This window comes from Virgibacillus sp. LDC1 (assembly GCF_025792345.1).
Lineage (GTDB): Bacteria > Bacillota > Bacilli > Paenibacillales > Paenibacillaceae > Paenibacillus_AQ > Paenibacillus_AQ lautus.
This window is the reverse complement of sequence record NZ_JAOXLZ010000005.1, coordinates 614,184-628,357: the sequence shown is the minus strand read 5'-3', so window position 1 is coordinate 628,357 and position 14,174 is coordinate 614,184. Positions and strand designations below refer to the sequence as shown.

At 48.1% G+C, this 14,174-nt stretch carries 18 protein-coding genes and 1 riboswitch; of the genes, 7 read left to right on the top strand and 11 right to left on the bottom strand.

What is annotated here, in order from left to right; genetic code table 11:
- Positions 1 to 4: 4 nt before the first annotated feature.
- The 5 genes from OHJ21_RS27380 to OHJ21_RS27360 form a co-directional block, all read right to left on the bottom strand.
- On the bottom strand, positions 5 to 928 hold the full coding sequence (locus OHJ21_RS27380) for a copper amine oxidase N-terminal domain-containing protein (RefSeq protein WP_486021642.1): 924 nt from the start codon (positions 926 to 928) through the stop codon (positions 5 to 7).
- A 324-nt stretch (positions 929 to 1,252) separates the two neighbouring features.
- Entirely contained in the window at positions 1,253 to 1,651 is a 399-nt protein-coding gene (locus OHJ21_RS27375) for a helix-turn-helix transcriptional regulator (protein WP_100540740.1), read from the bottom strand.
- Between the two features lie 114 nt (positions 1,652 to 1,765).
- Positions 1,766 to 2,497 (bottom strand): hypothetical protein, encoded by a 732-nt coding sequence (locus OHJ21_RS27370; RefSeq protein WP_486021641.1) that lies wholly within the window; start codon positions 2,495 to 2,497, stop codon positions 1,766 to 1,768.
- Positions 2,498 to 2,681: 184 nt separating this feature from the next.
- Positions 2,682 to 3,335, bottom strand: a complete 654-nt coding sequence (locus tag OHJ21_RS27365) for a hypothetical protein (protein ID WP_486021640.1) — start codon at positions 3,333 to 3,335, stop codon at positions 2,682 to 2,684.
- A 323-nt stretch (positions 3,336 to 3,658) separates the two neighbouring features.
- Positions 3,659 to 3,817, bottom strand: a complete 159-nt coding sequence (locus tag OHJ21_RS27360) for a hypothetical protein (RefSeq protein WP_164817240.1) — start codon at positions 3,815 to 3,817, stop codon at positions 3,659 to 3,661.
- A gap of 222 nt (positions 3,818 to 4,039) precedes the next feature.
- Here OHJ21_RS27360 and OHJ21_RS27355 point away from each other — a divergent pair, with 222 nt between their 5' ends.
- The 6 genes from OHJ21_RS27355 to queF all read left to right on the top strand — a co-directional run bounded on the left by OHJ21_RS27355 (position 4,040) and on the right by queF (position 8,044).
- Positions 4,040 to 4,492, top strand: a complete 453-nt coding sequence (locus OHJ21_RS27355) for a cell division protein ZapB (RefSeq protein ID WP_100540737.1) — start codon at positions 4,040 to 4,042, stop codon at positions 4,490 to 4,492.
- 54 nt (positions 4,493 to 4,546) lie between these two features.
- Entirely contained in the window at positions 4,547 to 5,251 is a 705-nt protein-coding gene (locus OHJ21_RS27350; protein ID WP_326095303.1) for an AIM24 family protein, read from the top strand.
- A gap of 105 nt (positions 5,252 to 5,356) precedes the next feature.
- Positions 5,357 to 5,394: riboswitch (PreQ1 riboswitch) on the top strand.
- Positions 5,395 to 5,528: 134 nt separating this feature from the next.
- Positions 5,529 to 6,206 (top strand): 7-cyano-7-deazaguanine synthase QueC, encoded by a 678-nt coding sequence (gene queC / locus OHJ21_RS27345; protein WP_326115395.1) that lies wholly within the window; start codon positions 5,529 to 5,531, stop codon positions 6,204 to 6,206.
- Positions 6,203 to 6,694, top strand: a complete 492-nt coding sequence (gene queD / locus OHJ21_RS27340) for a 6-carboxytetrahydropterin synthase QueD (protein WP_100540734.1) — start codon at positions 6,203 to 6,205, stop codon at positions 6,692 to 6,694. The genes queC and queD overlap by 4 nt, the downstream gene beginning before the upstream one ends.
- A complete protein-coding gene (queE, locus tag OHJ21_RS27335) occupies positions 6,687 to 7,478 on the top strand; it encodes a 7-carboxy-7-deazaguanine synthase QueE (RefSeq protein ID WP_411830457.1) in 792 nt (263 codons plus the stop codon). Before queD ends, queE begins: the two co-directional genes overlap by 8 nt.
- A gap of 68 nt (positions 7,479 to 7,546) precedes the next feature.
- Complete coding sequence (gene queF / locus OHJ21_RS27330) at positions 7,547 to 8,044, top strand: preQ(1) synthase (protein WP_100540733.1); 498 nt, start codon at positions 7,547 to 7,549, stop codon at positions 8,042 to 8,044.
- A gap of 114 nt (positions 8,045 to 8,158) precedes the next feature.
- On the opposite strand, the gene OHJ21_RS27325 is transcribed toward queF, so the two are convergent.
- The 3 genes from OHJ21_RS27325 to OHJ21_RS27315 all read right to left on the bottom strand — a co-directional run bounded on the left by OHJ21_RS27325 (position 8,159) and on the right by OHJ21_RS27315 (position 11,395).
- Complete coding sequence (locus tag OHJ21_RS27325; protein WP_100540732.1) at positions 8,159 to 9,067, bottom strand: EcsC family protein; 909 nt, start codon at positions 9,065 to 9,067, stop codon at positions 8,159 to 8,161.
- Positions 9,068 to 9,266: 199 nt separating this feature from the next.
- The gene (locus OHJ21_RS27320; protein ID WP_100540731.1) at positions 9,267 to 9,740 is read right to left on the bottom strand and encodes a Dps family protein; all 474 of its coding nucleotides are present in this window, start codon (positions 9,738 to 9,740) and stop codon (positions 9,267 to 9,269) included.
- Between the two features lie 206 nt (positions 9,741 to 9,946).
- Positions 9,947 to 11,395 (bottom strand): potassium/proton antiporter, encoded by a 1,449-nt coding sequence (locus OHJ21_RS27315; protein ID WP_207797541.1) that lies wholly within the window; start codon positions 11,393 to 11,395, stop codon positions 9,947 to 9,949.
- A gap of 189 nt (positions 11,396 to 11,584) precedes the next feature.
- Between OHJ21_RS27315 and OHJ21_RS27310 the strand changes: the two genes are divergently transcribed.
- Positions 11,585 to 12,694, top strand: a complete 1,110-nt coding sequence (locus OHJ21_RS27310; RefSeq protein ID WP_100540729.1) for a GNAT family N-acetyltransferase — start codon at positions 11,585 to 11,587, stop codon at positions 12,692 to 12,694.
- 243 nt (positions 12,695 to 12,937) lie between these two features.
- Here the strand turns inward: OHJ21_RS27310 and OHJ21_RS27305 are convergent, their stop codons facing one another.
- The 3 genes from OHJ21_RS27305 to OHJ21_RS27295 form a co-directional block, all read right to left on the bottom strand.
- The gene (locus OHJ21_RS27305; protein WP_165789768.1) at positions 12,938 to 13,237 is read right to left on the bottom strand and encodes a hypothetical protein; all 300 of its coding nucleotides are present in this window, start codon (positions 13,235 to 13,237) and stop codon (positions 12,938 to 12,940) included.
- A gap of 79 nt (positions 13,238 to 13,316) precedes the next feature.
- Positions 13,317 to 13,979 carry a general stress protein gene (locus tag OHJ21_RS27300; RefSeq protein ID WP_100540728.1) on the bottom strand — a complete coding sequence of 221 codons (663 nt, stop codon included), beginning with the start codon at positions 13,977 to 13,979 and terminating at the stop codon, positions 13,317 to 13,319.
- Positions 13,980 to 14,025: 46 nt separating this feature from the next.
- Entirely contained in the window at positions 14,026 to 14,160 is a 135-nt protein-coding gene (locus OHJ21_RS27295) for a hypothetical protein (RefSeq protein ID WP_279300486.1), read from the bottom strand.
- Positions 14,161 to 14,174: the final 14 nt, after the last annotated feature.

Genomic DNA, 14,174 nt, shown 5'->3' with positions numbered 1-14,174 from the left:
ACCCTTACTTAAATGGATTCTGAAGTAATATCAGAGAATCAGTACCGATGTCAAATCCAATGTATAGAGCTTTATTCAACTTAAACGACTTATAATTCTTATCCCCGTCTCTTAAATCGTCTCCTTCACTCGTTGTTTGATAGGTTATTGTTACAGTCTTATCTTTATTAATTAAGTAGTTGGTATTGCCTCTACTACGGACTTGATCTCCAAGATAGAAGATGTTTGCCCGAAAGTTAGAATAGCGAATCCTTAATGATTGGTACTCACCAAACTTAACCGGCCACACATCGTATATGATACGATCACCGATTTCTAGTGGAAGATCATCCAAGGTAAAGACTTGGACACTTGGTTTATTGTCGATATAGAATTTCTTTGTAGAAACCAAATCTGCGAACCTTTTACTCATTGGTAGTTTTGGGATACCTGCTTCAGCAATTGTTGGAACTTCCCTCGAACCAATCCAAACCCAATTGCCGACTCCATCCCAATTTACGGGAACTCCAAGATTCTCGCTTACAAATCTTAATGGCACATAAGTTCGCCCTTTAACAGCTTTAGCAGCCGTATCCATAGTGACACTTTTACCGTTTACAACGGCCTCTTTACTCCCTAAGGTAAGAGCAATCGATTTTCCATCTTTCTTATAAGTAACAGTTTTACCGCTAAAACCGATTTCAGCCTTTAAAGCTTCTCCAATACCTCTGAGTGGCACTTGCACCCGGCCATTTTCAAAGACAGGATCTCCGCCATGAAACTTTACCTTTCTTCCGTCTACCAAAACTGCTAATTTAGGACCTCCAACAGCACTATCTGCCTCAACAGGAATAGGATCGTAAAAACCGATCCATGCCGTACTAATCAAAGCCATAACCAATAGCTTAACATTCCATTTTCTTACCTTGCTAGTTAACTCTTTTTTCATGAATATCCTCCTATACAAGTTGTGGAATCAACCTATGCCCTTGCTCCATATCTCCTTCCTACGCCCTTGCTTAGGGACATCTACCGCCGTCTCTCACAATTACACATCCATTACATTTTTGGATGGATAAGAGAAATTATAGTTATATTATCATATAATCTTCCATTTTGGTATAATATCCCTATCCTGATTCTAATTTACTAGTACATTCGCATCTCCACAAGATAATGGTTATTTCCCTATAAACTGATAAAAACCTCGACGATAGTCACATGAATATGTGTGCTTTCGTTCGAGGTTTAATTGTTACACGTAGTGGAACCGTTATAAACCGGTGGAGGATTCATCCCGGTCCCCGGCCTGGATTTCAGCTTTTTCCGCGCTTTGCTTATATACAGCAGCCAACACTTTCTCATAAGCGCTTTCAAATTCATCGGGCAGCATCGGCTTGACTTTTTCCAATATGGTCAACAGTTTAAATAACGCCTGTACCTCCTCTTCCGTTAAACCAAGCGGGTACATTGCAAAATGCCCGATAAATGTGTAACCGCGGCCTCGTCCTTGGTGAGTGATGGGAATATGCATGGCGCTGAGGGCATCCATATCCCGATAAATGGTTCTTTCGCTGGTTCCACAACGTTCGGCAAGCTCTCGAGCCAGTATACCTGGTCTTGCTTGTACAAGGGTAATGATTCTCATTAGTCGGATCAGTCGGTCTGTCATATGGCATTCTCCCTATCTTTCTAGTAAATTAGACATATTTTGCTTGACTGCTAAGTAGTACATTCGACCCTGAAATCATTTTTCCTTTTTTATATACAGATTCTTGATTCCTAGTTAATTTTTAAGCCTAAAGTCCCTTTTTCTGTTCGCATTTTCAGAAGATAATTGCCGATATGTATCCAGATACAAACCAATTAGTTGATAAAGGGTTTCTGCTTCCTTCAAATAATCCCTATCCCGAAATCGTATTGCGTATAAAAGCATCTCATCTGCCTGTCTGCGAATCATTTCTTCCCCTCGAGCCAACTTCCCCCGTTCCAGCTCTCTTCTTGCTTGCTCCAGAATGGAAGCATTCTGGTATAACTTCAGCACCTTCTCAACACGATAATCTGCTCTTCGGTATTTCAATGCCGTATGATTGCTGAATTGAAGCGGTATCGTGCGGGAAGGCTGCAAAACCACCTTCTGCTTCTGAACATCCATATATGTCCATAGGGCGGTAATAATGGGATACACCCCCGATTGCCTAGCTCCGACACTCAGCTCAAGAACCAGCTGTTTGGATCTCCCTTCCAGCAAAGAGCCTAAAGACAACGACATGTTGCGATCATTCAGCATCTCACCATGGCATCCATACATATGTTCCACTTGAACGCGTTCCCCTAATTGAAGGTGTAGTTGGACATCTTCAGCCAAGCGCTGATTAAAGCCATGAGACTGCGTTTTTTGCTGTGACGTACCAACCCTCCACTCGATCAGCAGAAAGACTTGACTAGTCCCCCCAGCGAATACATGGCTGTGGCTCCATGTAAAATCCGAAAACAAGCCAGACTGCAATACATCCACCTCTTTCCTCTTCTTCTAATAATGTACCAATACAGATGGACATCTTACTGTCACGGAACATATGTTCCCATTGCGAATTCGACAAAAAAAGACCACAGCCCTATCAGCTGCGGTCTTTTAGTTATGCAGATTTTTGTCACAATTCGGACAAGGGAATCTTTTACTGCCCCAAATTTCCTTATTCCTACAATAAAACGGTCTGTACAACGGCTAGAAATAGAACATAAATGCCTAAAGCAACCCCTAAAAATTTAATCCATTGGCTTGATCCCATGCGGTACAATTCGATAACGGCTGCGCTGTTCGCTGCCAATCCGGTCATTAAAGCCAATACAAGGATGAGGAATGCCAGCTTTAACGACATGAAACTGATCAATCCGCTTAAGATAAGCGCCGCTCCGAACGGCAGCTGGAAAGAACCCATCTTCGCAATGAATTCCTTCATGTCAAGCTTCTGCTTCGTAACCATATTGCCCGTAAACCAGAAAGAACCCAATAAAATAACGGTTGAGAACAATCCCAGCAAAAGCGCCCGGCTCCCCATGCTGAAATCGCTTATCAAGGCCGACATCATGCCCAGCCCGGAATAGAACATCTGCTTGATCCCAAGACCAAACAACCAAAAACCGATGATGCTGGAAGCCATCCCGATGATGCCGTAGAGCATGCCTGTCTGATCCCCTCGCATGTTCAATGCACTCATCGGATTTTTCAATAGATTCAGCAGCACCTGTCCATCGACTTGAACGGCGGATGAGGTTTTGGCATGCGGAGCACCGGCAGATTCGGAATCTGGACGCCCTTGTTCCGGCTCCGCCGCTGCAGCCGTGTATTTCATAGGATTCCCTGAGCTGTCGTTAACACATTGATGTGTGAGGCCATCCCTTAATTCGTTACCGCAATGTATACAATAGGCCATTTCTTCAAAACTCCTTTTCTCAAATTATGGTTTATGTATATTGGATCATCTTACAACCTAGTATAAAAGAAAATTGTATAAATTTGTAATGATATCTTCCCTAAACCGTCATATTCAGACGAATTCTCTGTTTTATCCCAAGCCCATGCACAAAAGAGCGAAGTTCCATTATGAATCAAACGCAAAAAAACCGGAGGTGTTCTCCGGGTTTCAAAGGCTTTTGATTTCATACACAGCGTCTATTAACCTATTTCTGCTGCCGAAACGGGTTTGGTATCCCCCATATGTCTTGAAGTGCGTTGAATGGGAGCGTACGTTACTTTATCAATTAACAATCCGTTACCCACGGGCTTTCCATTCACTGTAATCATAATTTTCTTCACGTTGTTATCTTTCATCATGATCGAAATCTCCTTTTTATCTGCTAGTTCATTTTATGTTCATTTCGTATGGGATGGCTTCTATGCGCTTGCTTGATTACATTACCCTCCACATGAGCAAGTTAAACAACTTAGCTTCTAATAGATTCACTTCCCATGCGAATGTGGGTAATATATATTAATAGAAACCTGTCGAAATTTGATTCGTATTTACTATAAATAATCGAATGGTGGTGATCCCACATGCATAAGCCGACAAAATCCAGACTCATCCAACTTTCTCTCATACTGCTGGTGGCGGGGATCGCGCTGCCGGCCGGTGGACGGACCGCCAGCGCCAATTACTTTAACAATTTGTACGATAATATCCAGCAGTTCTCCGAACTGCCCGATGAAATAAACCAGCTCAAGAGCAACTATAACCAAGCCCTGCAGGAGCTCGATAAAGCCAGAATCGCTTCCGAACGGCTTCAGCAGCAAAATCTGACCCTGGCGGAGCAGAACTCCAATCTCGCGGAGCAAAACCAGCAATTAACTCAAATGGTAAGCCAGCTTCAAGAGGCTGAAGCCACCCGAAAACGTGGGGCGGAGCGTTTAAAGACCGTGGCGATCACCGCCGTGGCATTGGCTGCCGGATACTTTGTCATCATTCGCGTCCTGCGATTCGGCATGCGCCGAACGAACCGTTCTAAATAGGACAAGCTTTTATCCAGATCCCCACCATCCAACCAGCCAAAAGGAGGCGCGGCCATGATTATCCGAATGGAAGATGCAGCGGGCAGCGGAGCGGGACAAGCGGTTACGTTCTCCCTGACTGAGGGGGACACGGCCCATGTCCTTCATCCTGAGCAAATCGTTGCCTATCGGGGTCCCTCCTCCGGACGCAGCGACCGTCTCATGAACGTAAAGGGCATATACCGCAAGAAAAAATGGATTCGTGCCGATATTACAGGACCCAGCCAATTTACGGCTGCGCTCCCCCCAGGCTTCAACATGCATGAAATTCAGCTGGAAGGCGAACAGGACATGCTCTATGATTTTCGTCATGTTTTCTTTTACACCCAGTTTGTTACGATGCAGACAAGAATACTGAAAATCAAAAACATGCTGGTCACGCGAGATGCCATTAAGATGAAGTTTTCCGGGAATGGCAGCATCGGCATTCTGACCCAAGGTCCGGTATGCAAAGTCAAGCTGCATCCTACCGAGCCATTGTATGTGGACGCCGGAAGCATCATCGCCTATCCCGAAGCGGCTAAACTGGACCTGACCGTATATGGCAATCATCTCGCCAGCCAGCACATGAACTATCACTGGAAGCTGACCGGTGACGGGTATGTGTTGTTTCAAGCGGGACGCCAGAATCAGCGGCTCGTAGACGAATTAAATGATGAAGGCATCATCAAGCGTTTTCTGCGGGAAGCAATTCCCTTTGGCGGAGTGTTTATCAAATAATCGAGCCGTGTTATAATGGAGGGCATAATCAGACTGCATGCTGGATCTTAACACCCATGCGGTCACAAGGACAACAGAAGACAATCCATGCGCCTATCGCGGTGCATGGGAGAGGTTCGTGAACTCCCTCTATAAAAAACTATCGTGTCTTATTCGGTGCTACACCCTAAGAATAAGGCTTGTTTTTTTACGGATTCAGTTCAATGAACTTCTCTTTCTTCTACAGGTTCAGCCCTTTTCGGCTGCTCTTAAATTATGAAGGATGAGAGGTTTTTTTATGCTTAAAAATGAAAAAGCGGTCGTTGTTTTCAGCGGTGGTCAAGACAGCACCACCTGCCTGTTCTGGGCGAAGGAACGCTTCGCCGAAGTCGAAACCGTAACCTTCGATTATGGCCAACGCCATAAGCTTGAAATAGAATGCGCGGCACAGATCGCCAAGGAACAAGGCGTGAAGCAAACGGTGCTCGATATGAGCCTGCTTAATCAGCTGGCGCCGAATGCGTTAACGCGCAGCGATATCGAAATTGCCGAAGGCGACGGCTTGCCTACTACATTTGTGGAGGGACGAAACCTGCTGTTCCTCAGCTTTGCCGCTGTGCTGGCCAAGGGCATCGGTGCAAAACATCTGATCACGGGCGTATGCGAGACGGATTTCAGCGGTTATCCCGATTGCCGGGACAGCTTCATCAAATCGCTCAACGTTACGCTAAATCTAGCAATGGATTACCCGTTCGTCATTCACACGCCGCTTATGTGGCTCGACAAGTCGGAAACCTGGGAGCTCGCCGACCAGATGAATGCACTCGAATACGTTCGTGACCATACGTTAACCTGCTATAACGGCATCAAGGGCGGCGGCTGCGGAGAATGTCCTGCATGCAAGCTGAGAAAAGCGGGGCTCGATAACTACATGCAGCGCCGTAACCGTGTATCTGATGGGGGGCGCCTGGTATGAGCCGCGAGCCAGGGGCTTTCCGCATCGTAGAGCATCTGCAGAAGCTTGGCGAAGACATCGATGCCGGAAGCCTGCGTTACCACCGGAAGCGGGTGCTGGTCTCCAAAGAGTTTACCTTTGATGCTGCCCATCATCTGCATTGCTATGAGGGAAAATGCAAGAACTTGCACGGCCACACGTACAAAGTAGTCTTTGGCATCAGCGGTATTCCCAATGAAGTGGGCATTACCGTGGATTTCGGGGACATTAAGGATTGCTGGAAAACGAGTATCGAACCGTATCTGGATCACCGTTACCTGAACGAGACTTTGCCGCCGATGAACACGACAGCAGAGAACATGGTTGTATGGCTGTTTGAAAAAATGGAGGAAGCCCTCCGCAGCAGAGAGTCGTACGAGCAGCAAGGCACACGAACCGAATTCGTTCGCCTGTTCGAGACGCCGACCAGCTACGCTGAGGTCAGACGGGAGTGGATGATCAATGAATAATGTGCATGTTAAGCCTGAGAACGATTCAAATGCCTCCTCCCCTGTCATAGCAGTGGACCGTCCGATTCCCGTGATGGAGATTTTCGGTCCTACCGTTCAAGGTGAAGGCATGGTCGTTGGACGCAAGACCATGTTCGTTCGTACGGCGGGCTGCGACTATCGCTGTTCCTGGTGCGACTCCGCGTTTACGTGGGACGGTTCCGCCAAGGACAACATATCGCGCATGAGCGCAGACGAGATCTGGCAAGAGCTGTACCGGTTGGGCGGCGAACGGTTCGATCATGTCACCTTGTCGGGTGGCAATCCCGCTCTTCTCTCCCAGCTCGGCACGCTTGTGGATGAGCTGCATCGACACGGAATTACCGTTGCCGTGGAGACCCAAGGCTCACGCTGGCAGGATTGGCTGAATGATATCGATGAAGTGACCATCTCTCCCAAGCCGCCAAGCTCAGGTATGGATACGGACTGGGGCAAGCTCGATGATATCGTCTCCCGGCTGTCCGCACGGGCGCCCGGCAGAACCTTCAGCCTCAAGGTTGTCGTATTTGACGATAAAGACTTAAGTTATGCGGAAACGGTCCATGAACGATACCCGAACGTGCCGTTTTATTTGCAGACCGGTAATCCCGATGTAGGTACAGGCGATACCGCTTCGCTGGTCTCCCATCTGCTGGATCGGTACGAGTGGCTTGTCGATGCCGTCATGCAATCCGACCGGTTGAACGATGTGCGTGTCCTGCCGCAATTGCACACGCTCGTCTGGGGCAATAAACGCGGAGTGTGACGTTGTAATAAAAAAAATCGCTACACTTGATTGTGCATTTATTAATATGAATAAAGGAGCTATCCCATATGGCTGGAAGACAAAAAGAAGAAATGGAAGACGTTACCCTGCTCGGCAACCAAGGCACAAAATACACGTTCGAATATGATCCCGACATTCTGGAGAGCTTTGACAACAAGCATCCCTACCGGGATTACTTCGTCAAATTCAACTGTCCCGAATTTACAAGCTTGTGCCCGATTACAGGCCAGCCGGACTTTGCAACCATCTACATCAGCTACATTCCGGATATTAAAATGGTGGAGAGCAAATCCTTGAAGCTGTACCTGTTCAGCTTCCGAAATCACGGGGACTTTCATGAGGACTGCGTCAATATCATCATGAATGACCTCATCAAACTGATGGATCCGAGATATATCGAAGTGTGGGGGAAATTCACCCCGCGGGGCGGTATTTCCATCGATCCGTATTGCAATTACGGTCGTCCGGGGACCAAATACGAGGAGATCGCCGCGAACCGTCTGATGAATCATGACCTGTATCCGGAAAAAGTGGATAACCGATAGGAAGCCTTTTGCGTGAAATACGTCCGTTCTAATTACCGTAATGATGATAAAAAGGGTTGCCCGCCTATGGTGGGGCAACCCTTTTTTTGTTAATTTATCAGGAGAAATAAACGGTTACAGGGGATGTTCCATATTCCTAAGCCGGTAATTTAGACGCCGCTTCTTGTAGAGCATTTTCCCTGCCTCAGCCACATCGCTAATCGTCCCTTTGTTACTGATCGAACCGAATACAATGCCGGCAATCGGAATCAGCTGAAACAGCTTCTTCATCCCGAAGTTATCGGTATACGACTGAACGACCTCACGCCAGCCCTGCAGCTGAGAGAATACCTGCTCCGTCACTTGTTCATCATCAAAACTGGCGAGCTCCTCAAGCACCGCTTTTTTTCCCACGATATCGGCAGATGCAAACTGCAAGCACTTCACGATAAACACCCGCTCCCGGGGATCGTTCGGATCATACCCGTAACAAAGCGCCATCTCCTGCAGCACCTTGAGCGATTGACCAAGCACCATCGGCAGATCGGCCGCAATCGTAAAGATGCCCCCGATTCCCGTTGCTGCTCCTTGCGCTGCGGCAAATTTGACGCGTTTTACCGTCAGCGTATCCGCTGCGGTATCCATGACTTGGAGCGGCAGCTTCGCTGCAGATGCCAAAGTAAGCCCGGAAGCCGCTGCCACCCCTCCGTCCTCATCTTCCACTTCCATGTATTCCTCCTGAGCGGACTTTTCGGAAGGGCCGGCACCCACATTCGGACCGTTCAATCCTGCTGTCTGCGCCAAAACATTCAGTACCGACTTCTCGCGAACCAGATGTTTCCCGCCGCTCTGAATAAATCCGCCTACCTCATTCAAGGCGCTTCCGATTTTCTCTTGAACAGCCTTGGGCGTGAGGCGATCCAGCAGCATAAAGGGAATTCTTCCGAGCTTCTCCCAGAACATGACGTCCTTCTGCTCTTTCTCCCATTTCAAAATCTCTTGAAGCTGCGATTCCAGCTGTTGTCGTGATTCCATCTCTGTCATCCTCACTACTCCTATCCGCAATTAAAAATAACTATAAACTGTATACGTTGCGCATTGAAGAAAGACGCAATAAATTTCAAATTTAATCTTACAACATCACTCGCAAGGTGAACAAAAAAAAGAGATCGACCCCTATCCGTCGATCTCCCTCCCTATATTCGCAATCCGTCATGAGACGGCAAGCATACAAATGTGAAATTTATTTACCCAAGAAGGCATTCAGCATCCAGGAATGCTTCTGTACATCGCTGACCATACCGGTCAACAGATCGGATGTAGCGTCGTCCCCTTCTTGATCCGCGGCAGCGATCCCCGCCTTCAGTTCACCGGCAAGCTGCTCAAAATCCGCAACCAGTTGTCCGACCATCTGTTCAGCCGTATTCTCATTGGAAACCTCTTGCAGCGTAGCCAGCTTCAAATATTGCGCCATGCTGGCTGCCGGTTTACCGCCAATGGCCAGCATCCGCTCGGCCAGCTCATCCACATAACCTGCTGCTGTGTTGTACAGCTCCTCGAATTTCTCGTGCAGCACGTAGAACTGAGGACCTTTTACATACCAGTGATAGTGGTGAAGCTTTACGCCAAGCAAACTCCAGTTGGCTACCTGCGTGTTCAAAATTTGTTGAAGTTCATCGGTTGTCGTTCCTTGTGTTTGTTGGGTTAAATTACTCATCTATATCGTCTCCTTTGTTTTTGTATTTAGACTTATTCTAAATCCTTGTATTAATCATAACAGATTCTTGTCTCTTTTGCAAAGGGAATTGAAACTTATCAGATGAAGATAGGATGAAGAAATTACCTCCTATTTATACCTATCCTAATTTATTTTTAAGATCGATAGCTATGATAGGCATCATATTTCTCCGGCCGCTAAGAACCCTAAGACAACCCCAGGATCGTTTTCATTTCCTTCCGCTTTTGTTTCGGATTCATCACATATAAAGTATCCCCTGCCTCAATAACCGTACTCCCCCTAGGCGTAATGATACGCTTCTCCCGAATAATAGCCGTAAAGAGGATATCGTCCGGCAGATTCAGCTGCTGAATCTCCTTGCCGATAATGGGCATATCCCCATCCACCAGAATGTGGTTGATCTCGGAATCCGCTTTTCCAAGAGCCATTAACTCTAATAAAGTCGGCGCTTTGGCTTTATCCTTCTCCACCAACGAAAGCTTTTGCGTGAGCGGGGAGATCGTGGTGCCTTGGATCACCGCTGAGGTCAACACAACAAAGAACACGACATTAAAAAACAATTCTCCATGCCTGATTCCCGCCAGAACGGGATATGTAGCCAGGACGATCGGTACGGCCCCACGAAGGCCCGCCCATGAAATTAATATTTTCTCCCGTACGGCAAATTTGGTAAACAACAGGCTGCTGAACACGCCGATCGGCCTGGCAATAAAGATGAGAATCAAGGACAACAACAGTCCTTGCCATACGACTTCCGACAGCTCGTTCGGGAAGACAAGGAGCCCGAGCAGCACAAACATGACGATCTGCATCATCCATGCAAAACCTTGGTTAAATGCTTGAATCGTCTTGCGGTACGTCAGCTCGGTATTGCCGAGCAGCAAAGCCATAACGTATACGGCCAGCAAACCGCTGGCTCCAAGCCATGCGGCAGCGGCATACGTCAGCACCGCGAACCCCAAGGCCGTCACCGGATATAAACCCGAGGAATCAAAATTGATGCGATTGATCACATATACGGCCAGCATCCCGATAAGAACACCGATAACCAGGCCCAGTCCCATCTCCATCACGAAGGAAAAAATAAGACCCATCAAATTTAGTTTCGGATGTTCGATCCATTCGATTAAGGACACGGTTAAAAACACCGCCATCGGATCATTGCTTCCGGATTCAGCCTCCAGCGTCATTCGAATCCGTTTCTTGAGATTCGTTGCGCCGAGAACCGAGAAGACGGCCGCTGCGTCTGTCGAACCAACAATCGCACCAATTAACAGCCCTTCTTGTAACGAAATATCCAGAATGAATGCAGCACATATTCCAACGACAACCGTTGTCAGCAAGACACCTATCGTGGCAAGTGAAATGGCCGTCCCCATAACCGGCTTGATTTCTTTGAAATCGGTCTGCATCCCGCCTTGAAACAATATGACAATCAGCGCAAATATCCCGACCAGCTGTGTGAGCTCCGCATTATCGTAATATATGAAGCGACTGAGAATCATCCCGATGGCGATAAACAGTACTAGGGCGGGCATGCCGAAGCGAGAAGAAAACTTGGTGGTCAGTACGCCTGTCAGAAGCAAAGCGCCGCATAATAAAATCATGGAATCAACAAAACTTGGCAAGCTCATCCCTCCGGTGTCAGATTCGTAAGTTATATTACCCGAAAATCATCCCTTCCTCGCACACAACAAGTGCCTCTTCAAGAATCGATTCGACGGAGCCGGACGGACAAAGAAGTTGCAAACGTTTACTGGATATTCCACACCCAATGACTTTATACTGGTAACAAGTGACATACATAGGGGAGGCGTCAACGAATGAACATTTCTATTATGAAAAGCGATCAACTACATCAAGCTGTCGAGCTGTCCGACCGTATTTTTCTGAAGCAGCCGGAACAGCCTTCGATGGGGGTATCCTTTCCTCCGATATTTTCGCCGGGAATCAGCCATTCCTACGGTGCCTGGGATCAAGACAAACTCGTCTCATTCATGGGATTCGTACCATTTTCCATCCAGACTCGCGGTGCCCGATTAAATATCTATTCCATCGGCTCCGTCTGTACGGATCCGGATTACCGGGGTCAGCGCCTTGCAGGCAGTCTCCTGGAACAGTGCATCCGTCATGGCGAAGCTTCCGGGGCATCCTTAATCCTCATTTCCGGCGGCAGATCCCTGTATACCCGGGCAGGCAGCCGTTTGTTCGGCCGTGCATTCCGCTTCCGTCTTGACCCGGGCTCCATTGAGCCCTTGCGAGCGGTGACGGGAAAACAAGTGCGCATTCGGGCAATGCAGCCGCAGGATCTATTCCACCTTCAAAAGCTGATGGAGCAGCGGGAAGCCGGTTATGTTACTACGGCTTCGGAGCTTAACAAACTGCTGGGTGCAAGCGCCTACTCCAACGTGATCCGCCTTGAGCAGCAGGTGCTTGTCGCCGAAGAAGACGGCGTGTTGACCGCATTTGCCATCATAGCCGTGCCTGGGACCGTGATGACTCCTTCGAGAGAGTCTACCCTTGTAGAATGGGGAGGAAGTCCTGAAGCGGCTGCACTGGTCATCGCCGAGGCGATCTCTTCCTTCAACCTTTCAGCGCTAACGATTCCGCTGCCTTGGCAGGATAAAGAGCTGGCAGCATTAATCCAATCAGCCGGCATTACGCCTGAATATATTCAAAATGAGGGAACCGTTTATGTAGTTAGCGGCCCACAACTGCTACGCCAGCTGGCTCCTGTGCTGCCTGAGGGGTTGATTCAGGCAGATGGCGAGCATGGTCCTTACCGACTTACCCTGAATAATGAAGCATTGGAACTGGATGATGAGGGTTTACTCTCGATCCTGTTTGATCCGGAATCATCTTATCGGGCTAACGGCAGCGTAACCTTTGAAGCCATCCCTCTTCCGTACACAGCGGGTCTTCAATATATTTGAATATAGTAGGTAGACACTGAAGGTGCATTTGATCCTTACCCTTAACGGGGAGGTCATTTGCACCTTTTTATTCACCAGGTGTTATACCTGAATTATTCTGCCCTGACAGCACAGCACTGATATTCATACCGACGATGGACGTCCGCCTAATTTTAACTGGATATGTGCCCTTCTTCTCCGCTTCCACATAGGATGAGATAACGATCTGGCAGAAAGAGGTGCATGGCTTGAGTCATCATCATCCTAAAAGAGGCCTTCAATCCCAAACAAGCCTTGGTATTCCAGGGCTCTTCCCCGGATACCCGTTCTATCCTTATCCATACTATCCACCTTATTATCCATTCTATCCTTACCCTCCGTTTTATCCGGGATATCCTGGTGGCCACGGATATCCCGGACACGGACACGGGCATGGACATGGTCCATGGCATCCTGGGGGTCCTGGACATGGACCCGGCGGTCCTGGTGGTCCTGGACACGGACCTGGCGGTCCCGGTTACGGGCCGAGGGGAGCGCAGAGACAGCGCAGTAAGCGGTAAACACTCGTTAAACGCAATAATAAACCGCCCGGATTTATCCCGGGCGGTTTGTTATTGCCAATTCATATTTTTAACATTAACCCTTATCGTCTCTTCGAGATCTCATCCCGATCCGGACTAATGGCACCGCCATTACCATCACCATAACCTTGATACAGATTAGGGTCCGGGACCGCATCCTCGGTCGCAGCCGCTGCTTCAGAGCGTGAATCTACTGGCGCACCGGTACCGCTATAGGTGCCTTCCTCACGGTAATGATGTTCATTGAGGGCGCTATTGCTGCGGAATATATCATATACCCGGCCACCATTTGTTTCATCTGCATCCACCATGACCAGAATATGGCCTTCGTCCACATATCCCCCGTACTCCTCCGCTTGTTCTTCCGGAATTCCTAGGCCAATCAAACCACCTACCAATCCGCCCGCGCCAGCGCCTACGGCTGCTCCCGTAAGTGTTGCCGCGATCGGACCAGCCGCGATGATCGGACCAATGCCTGGAATGGCCAATGCACCTAAGCCGGCCAGCAATCCGGTTACACCGCCTAACACACCGCCTGTGGCGGCACCGGATGCCAAGCCCTCAGGGGCCTTGGTGCCGGTCTCGTCCTGAATATGAGAAGATTCTCCGCGATCCTTGGCAATGACAGAGATTTCATCGGCTCTGAAACCTTGCTGCTTTAGATCCTCAATGGCCCGGGTTGCTTCCTGCTCCGTCCGAAAAGCTCCTACAATTTTCTGAGTCATATGAATTCCTCCTAAATGGTCATTTTCGATTTATCGCTGTACATCCCTAACTTAAACGCCAGTCGCCATAATCAAACAATAAAACCGATGTACCGCCTGTAAAAGAACCCGTCGCAGCATCAAAAAAACCATATTTAGCCATTTTATGGGACTGGTAATATTTAACTTTATAAATATTCATGTTAATATAGCAAG

What these genes read in the sequence shown, in the direction of transcription:
- OHJ21_RS27380 (WP_486021642.1), bottom strand. Translation starts at nt 928, where the DNA reads ATGAAAAAAGAGTTAACTAGCAAGGTAAGAAAATGGAATGTTAAGCTA.
- OHJ21_RS27375 (WP_100540740.1), bottom strand. Translation starts at nt 1,651, where the DNA reads ATGACAGACCGACTGATCCGACTAATGAGAATCATTACCCTTGTACAA.
- OHJ21_RS27365 (WP_486021640.1), bottom strand. Translation starts at nt 3,335, where the DNA reads ATGAAATACACGGCTGCAGCGGCGGAGCCGGAACAAGGGCGTCCAGAT.
- OHJ21_RS27360 (WP_164817240.1), bottom strand. Translation starts at nt 3,817, where the DNA reads ATGATGAAAGATAACAACGTGAAGAAAATTATGATTACAGTGAATGGA.
- OHJ21_RS27355 (WP_100540737.1), top strand. Translation starts at nt 4,040, where the DNA reads ATGCATAAGCCGACAAAATCCAGACTCATCCAACTTTCTCTCATACTG.
- OHJ21_RS27350 (WP_326095303.1), top strand. Translation starts at nt 4,547, where the DNA reads ATGATTATCCGAATGGAAGATGCAGCGGGCAGCGGAGCGGGACAAGCG.
- queC (WP_326115395.1), top strand. Translation starts at nt 5,529, where the DNA reads ATGCTTAAAAATGAAAAAGCGGTCGTTGTTTTCAGCGGTGGTCAAGAC.
- queD (WP_100540734.1), top strand. Translation starts at nt 6,203, where the DNA reads ATGAGCCGCGAGCCAGGGGCTTTCCGCATCGTAGAGCATCTGCAGAAG.
- queE (WP_411830457.1), top strand. Translation starts at nt 6,687, where the DNA reads ATGAATAATGTGCATGTTAAGCCTGAGAACGATTCAAATGCCTCCTCC.
- queF (WP_100540733.1), top strand. Translation starts at nt 7,547, where the DNA reads ATGGCTGGAAGACAAAAAGAAGAAATGGAAGACGTTACCCTGCTCGGC.
- OHJ21_RS27325 (WP_100540732.1), bottom strand. Translation starts at nt 9,067, where the DNA reads ATGACAGAGATGGAATCACGACAACAGCTGGAATCGCAGCTTCAAGAG.
- OHJ21_RS27320 (WP_100540731.1), bottom strand. Translation starts at nt 9,740, where the DNA reads ATGAGTAATTTAACCCAACAAACACAAGGAACGACAACCGATGAACTT.
- OHJ21_RS27315 (WP_207797541.1), bottom strand. Translation starts at nt 11,395, where the DNA reads ATGAGCTTGCCAAGTTTTGTTGATTCCATGATTTTATTATGCGGCGCT.
- OHJ21_RS27310 (WP_100540729.1), top strand. Translation starts at nt 11,585, where the DNA reads ATGAACATTTCTATTATGAAAAGCGATCAACTACATCAAGCTGTCGAG.
- OHJ21_RS27300 (WP_100540728.1), bottom strand. Translation starts at nt 13,979, where the DNA reads ATGACTCAGAAAATTGTAGGAGCTTTTCGGACGGAGCAGGAAGCAACC.
- OHJ21_RS27295 (WP_279300486.1), bottom strand. Translation starts at nt 14,160, where the DNA reads ATGAATATTTATAAAGTTAAATATTACCAGTCCCATAAAATGGCTAAA.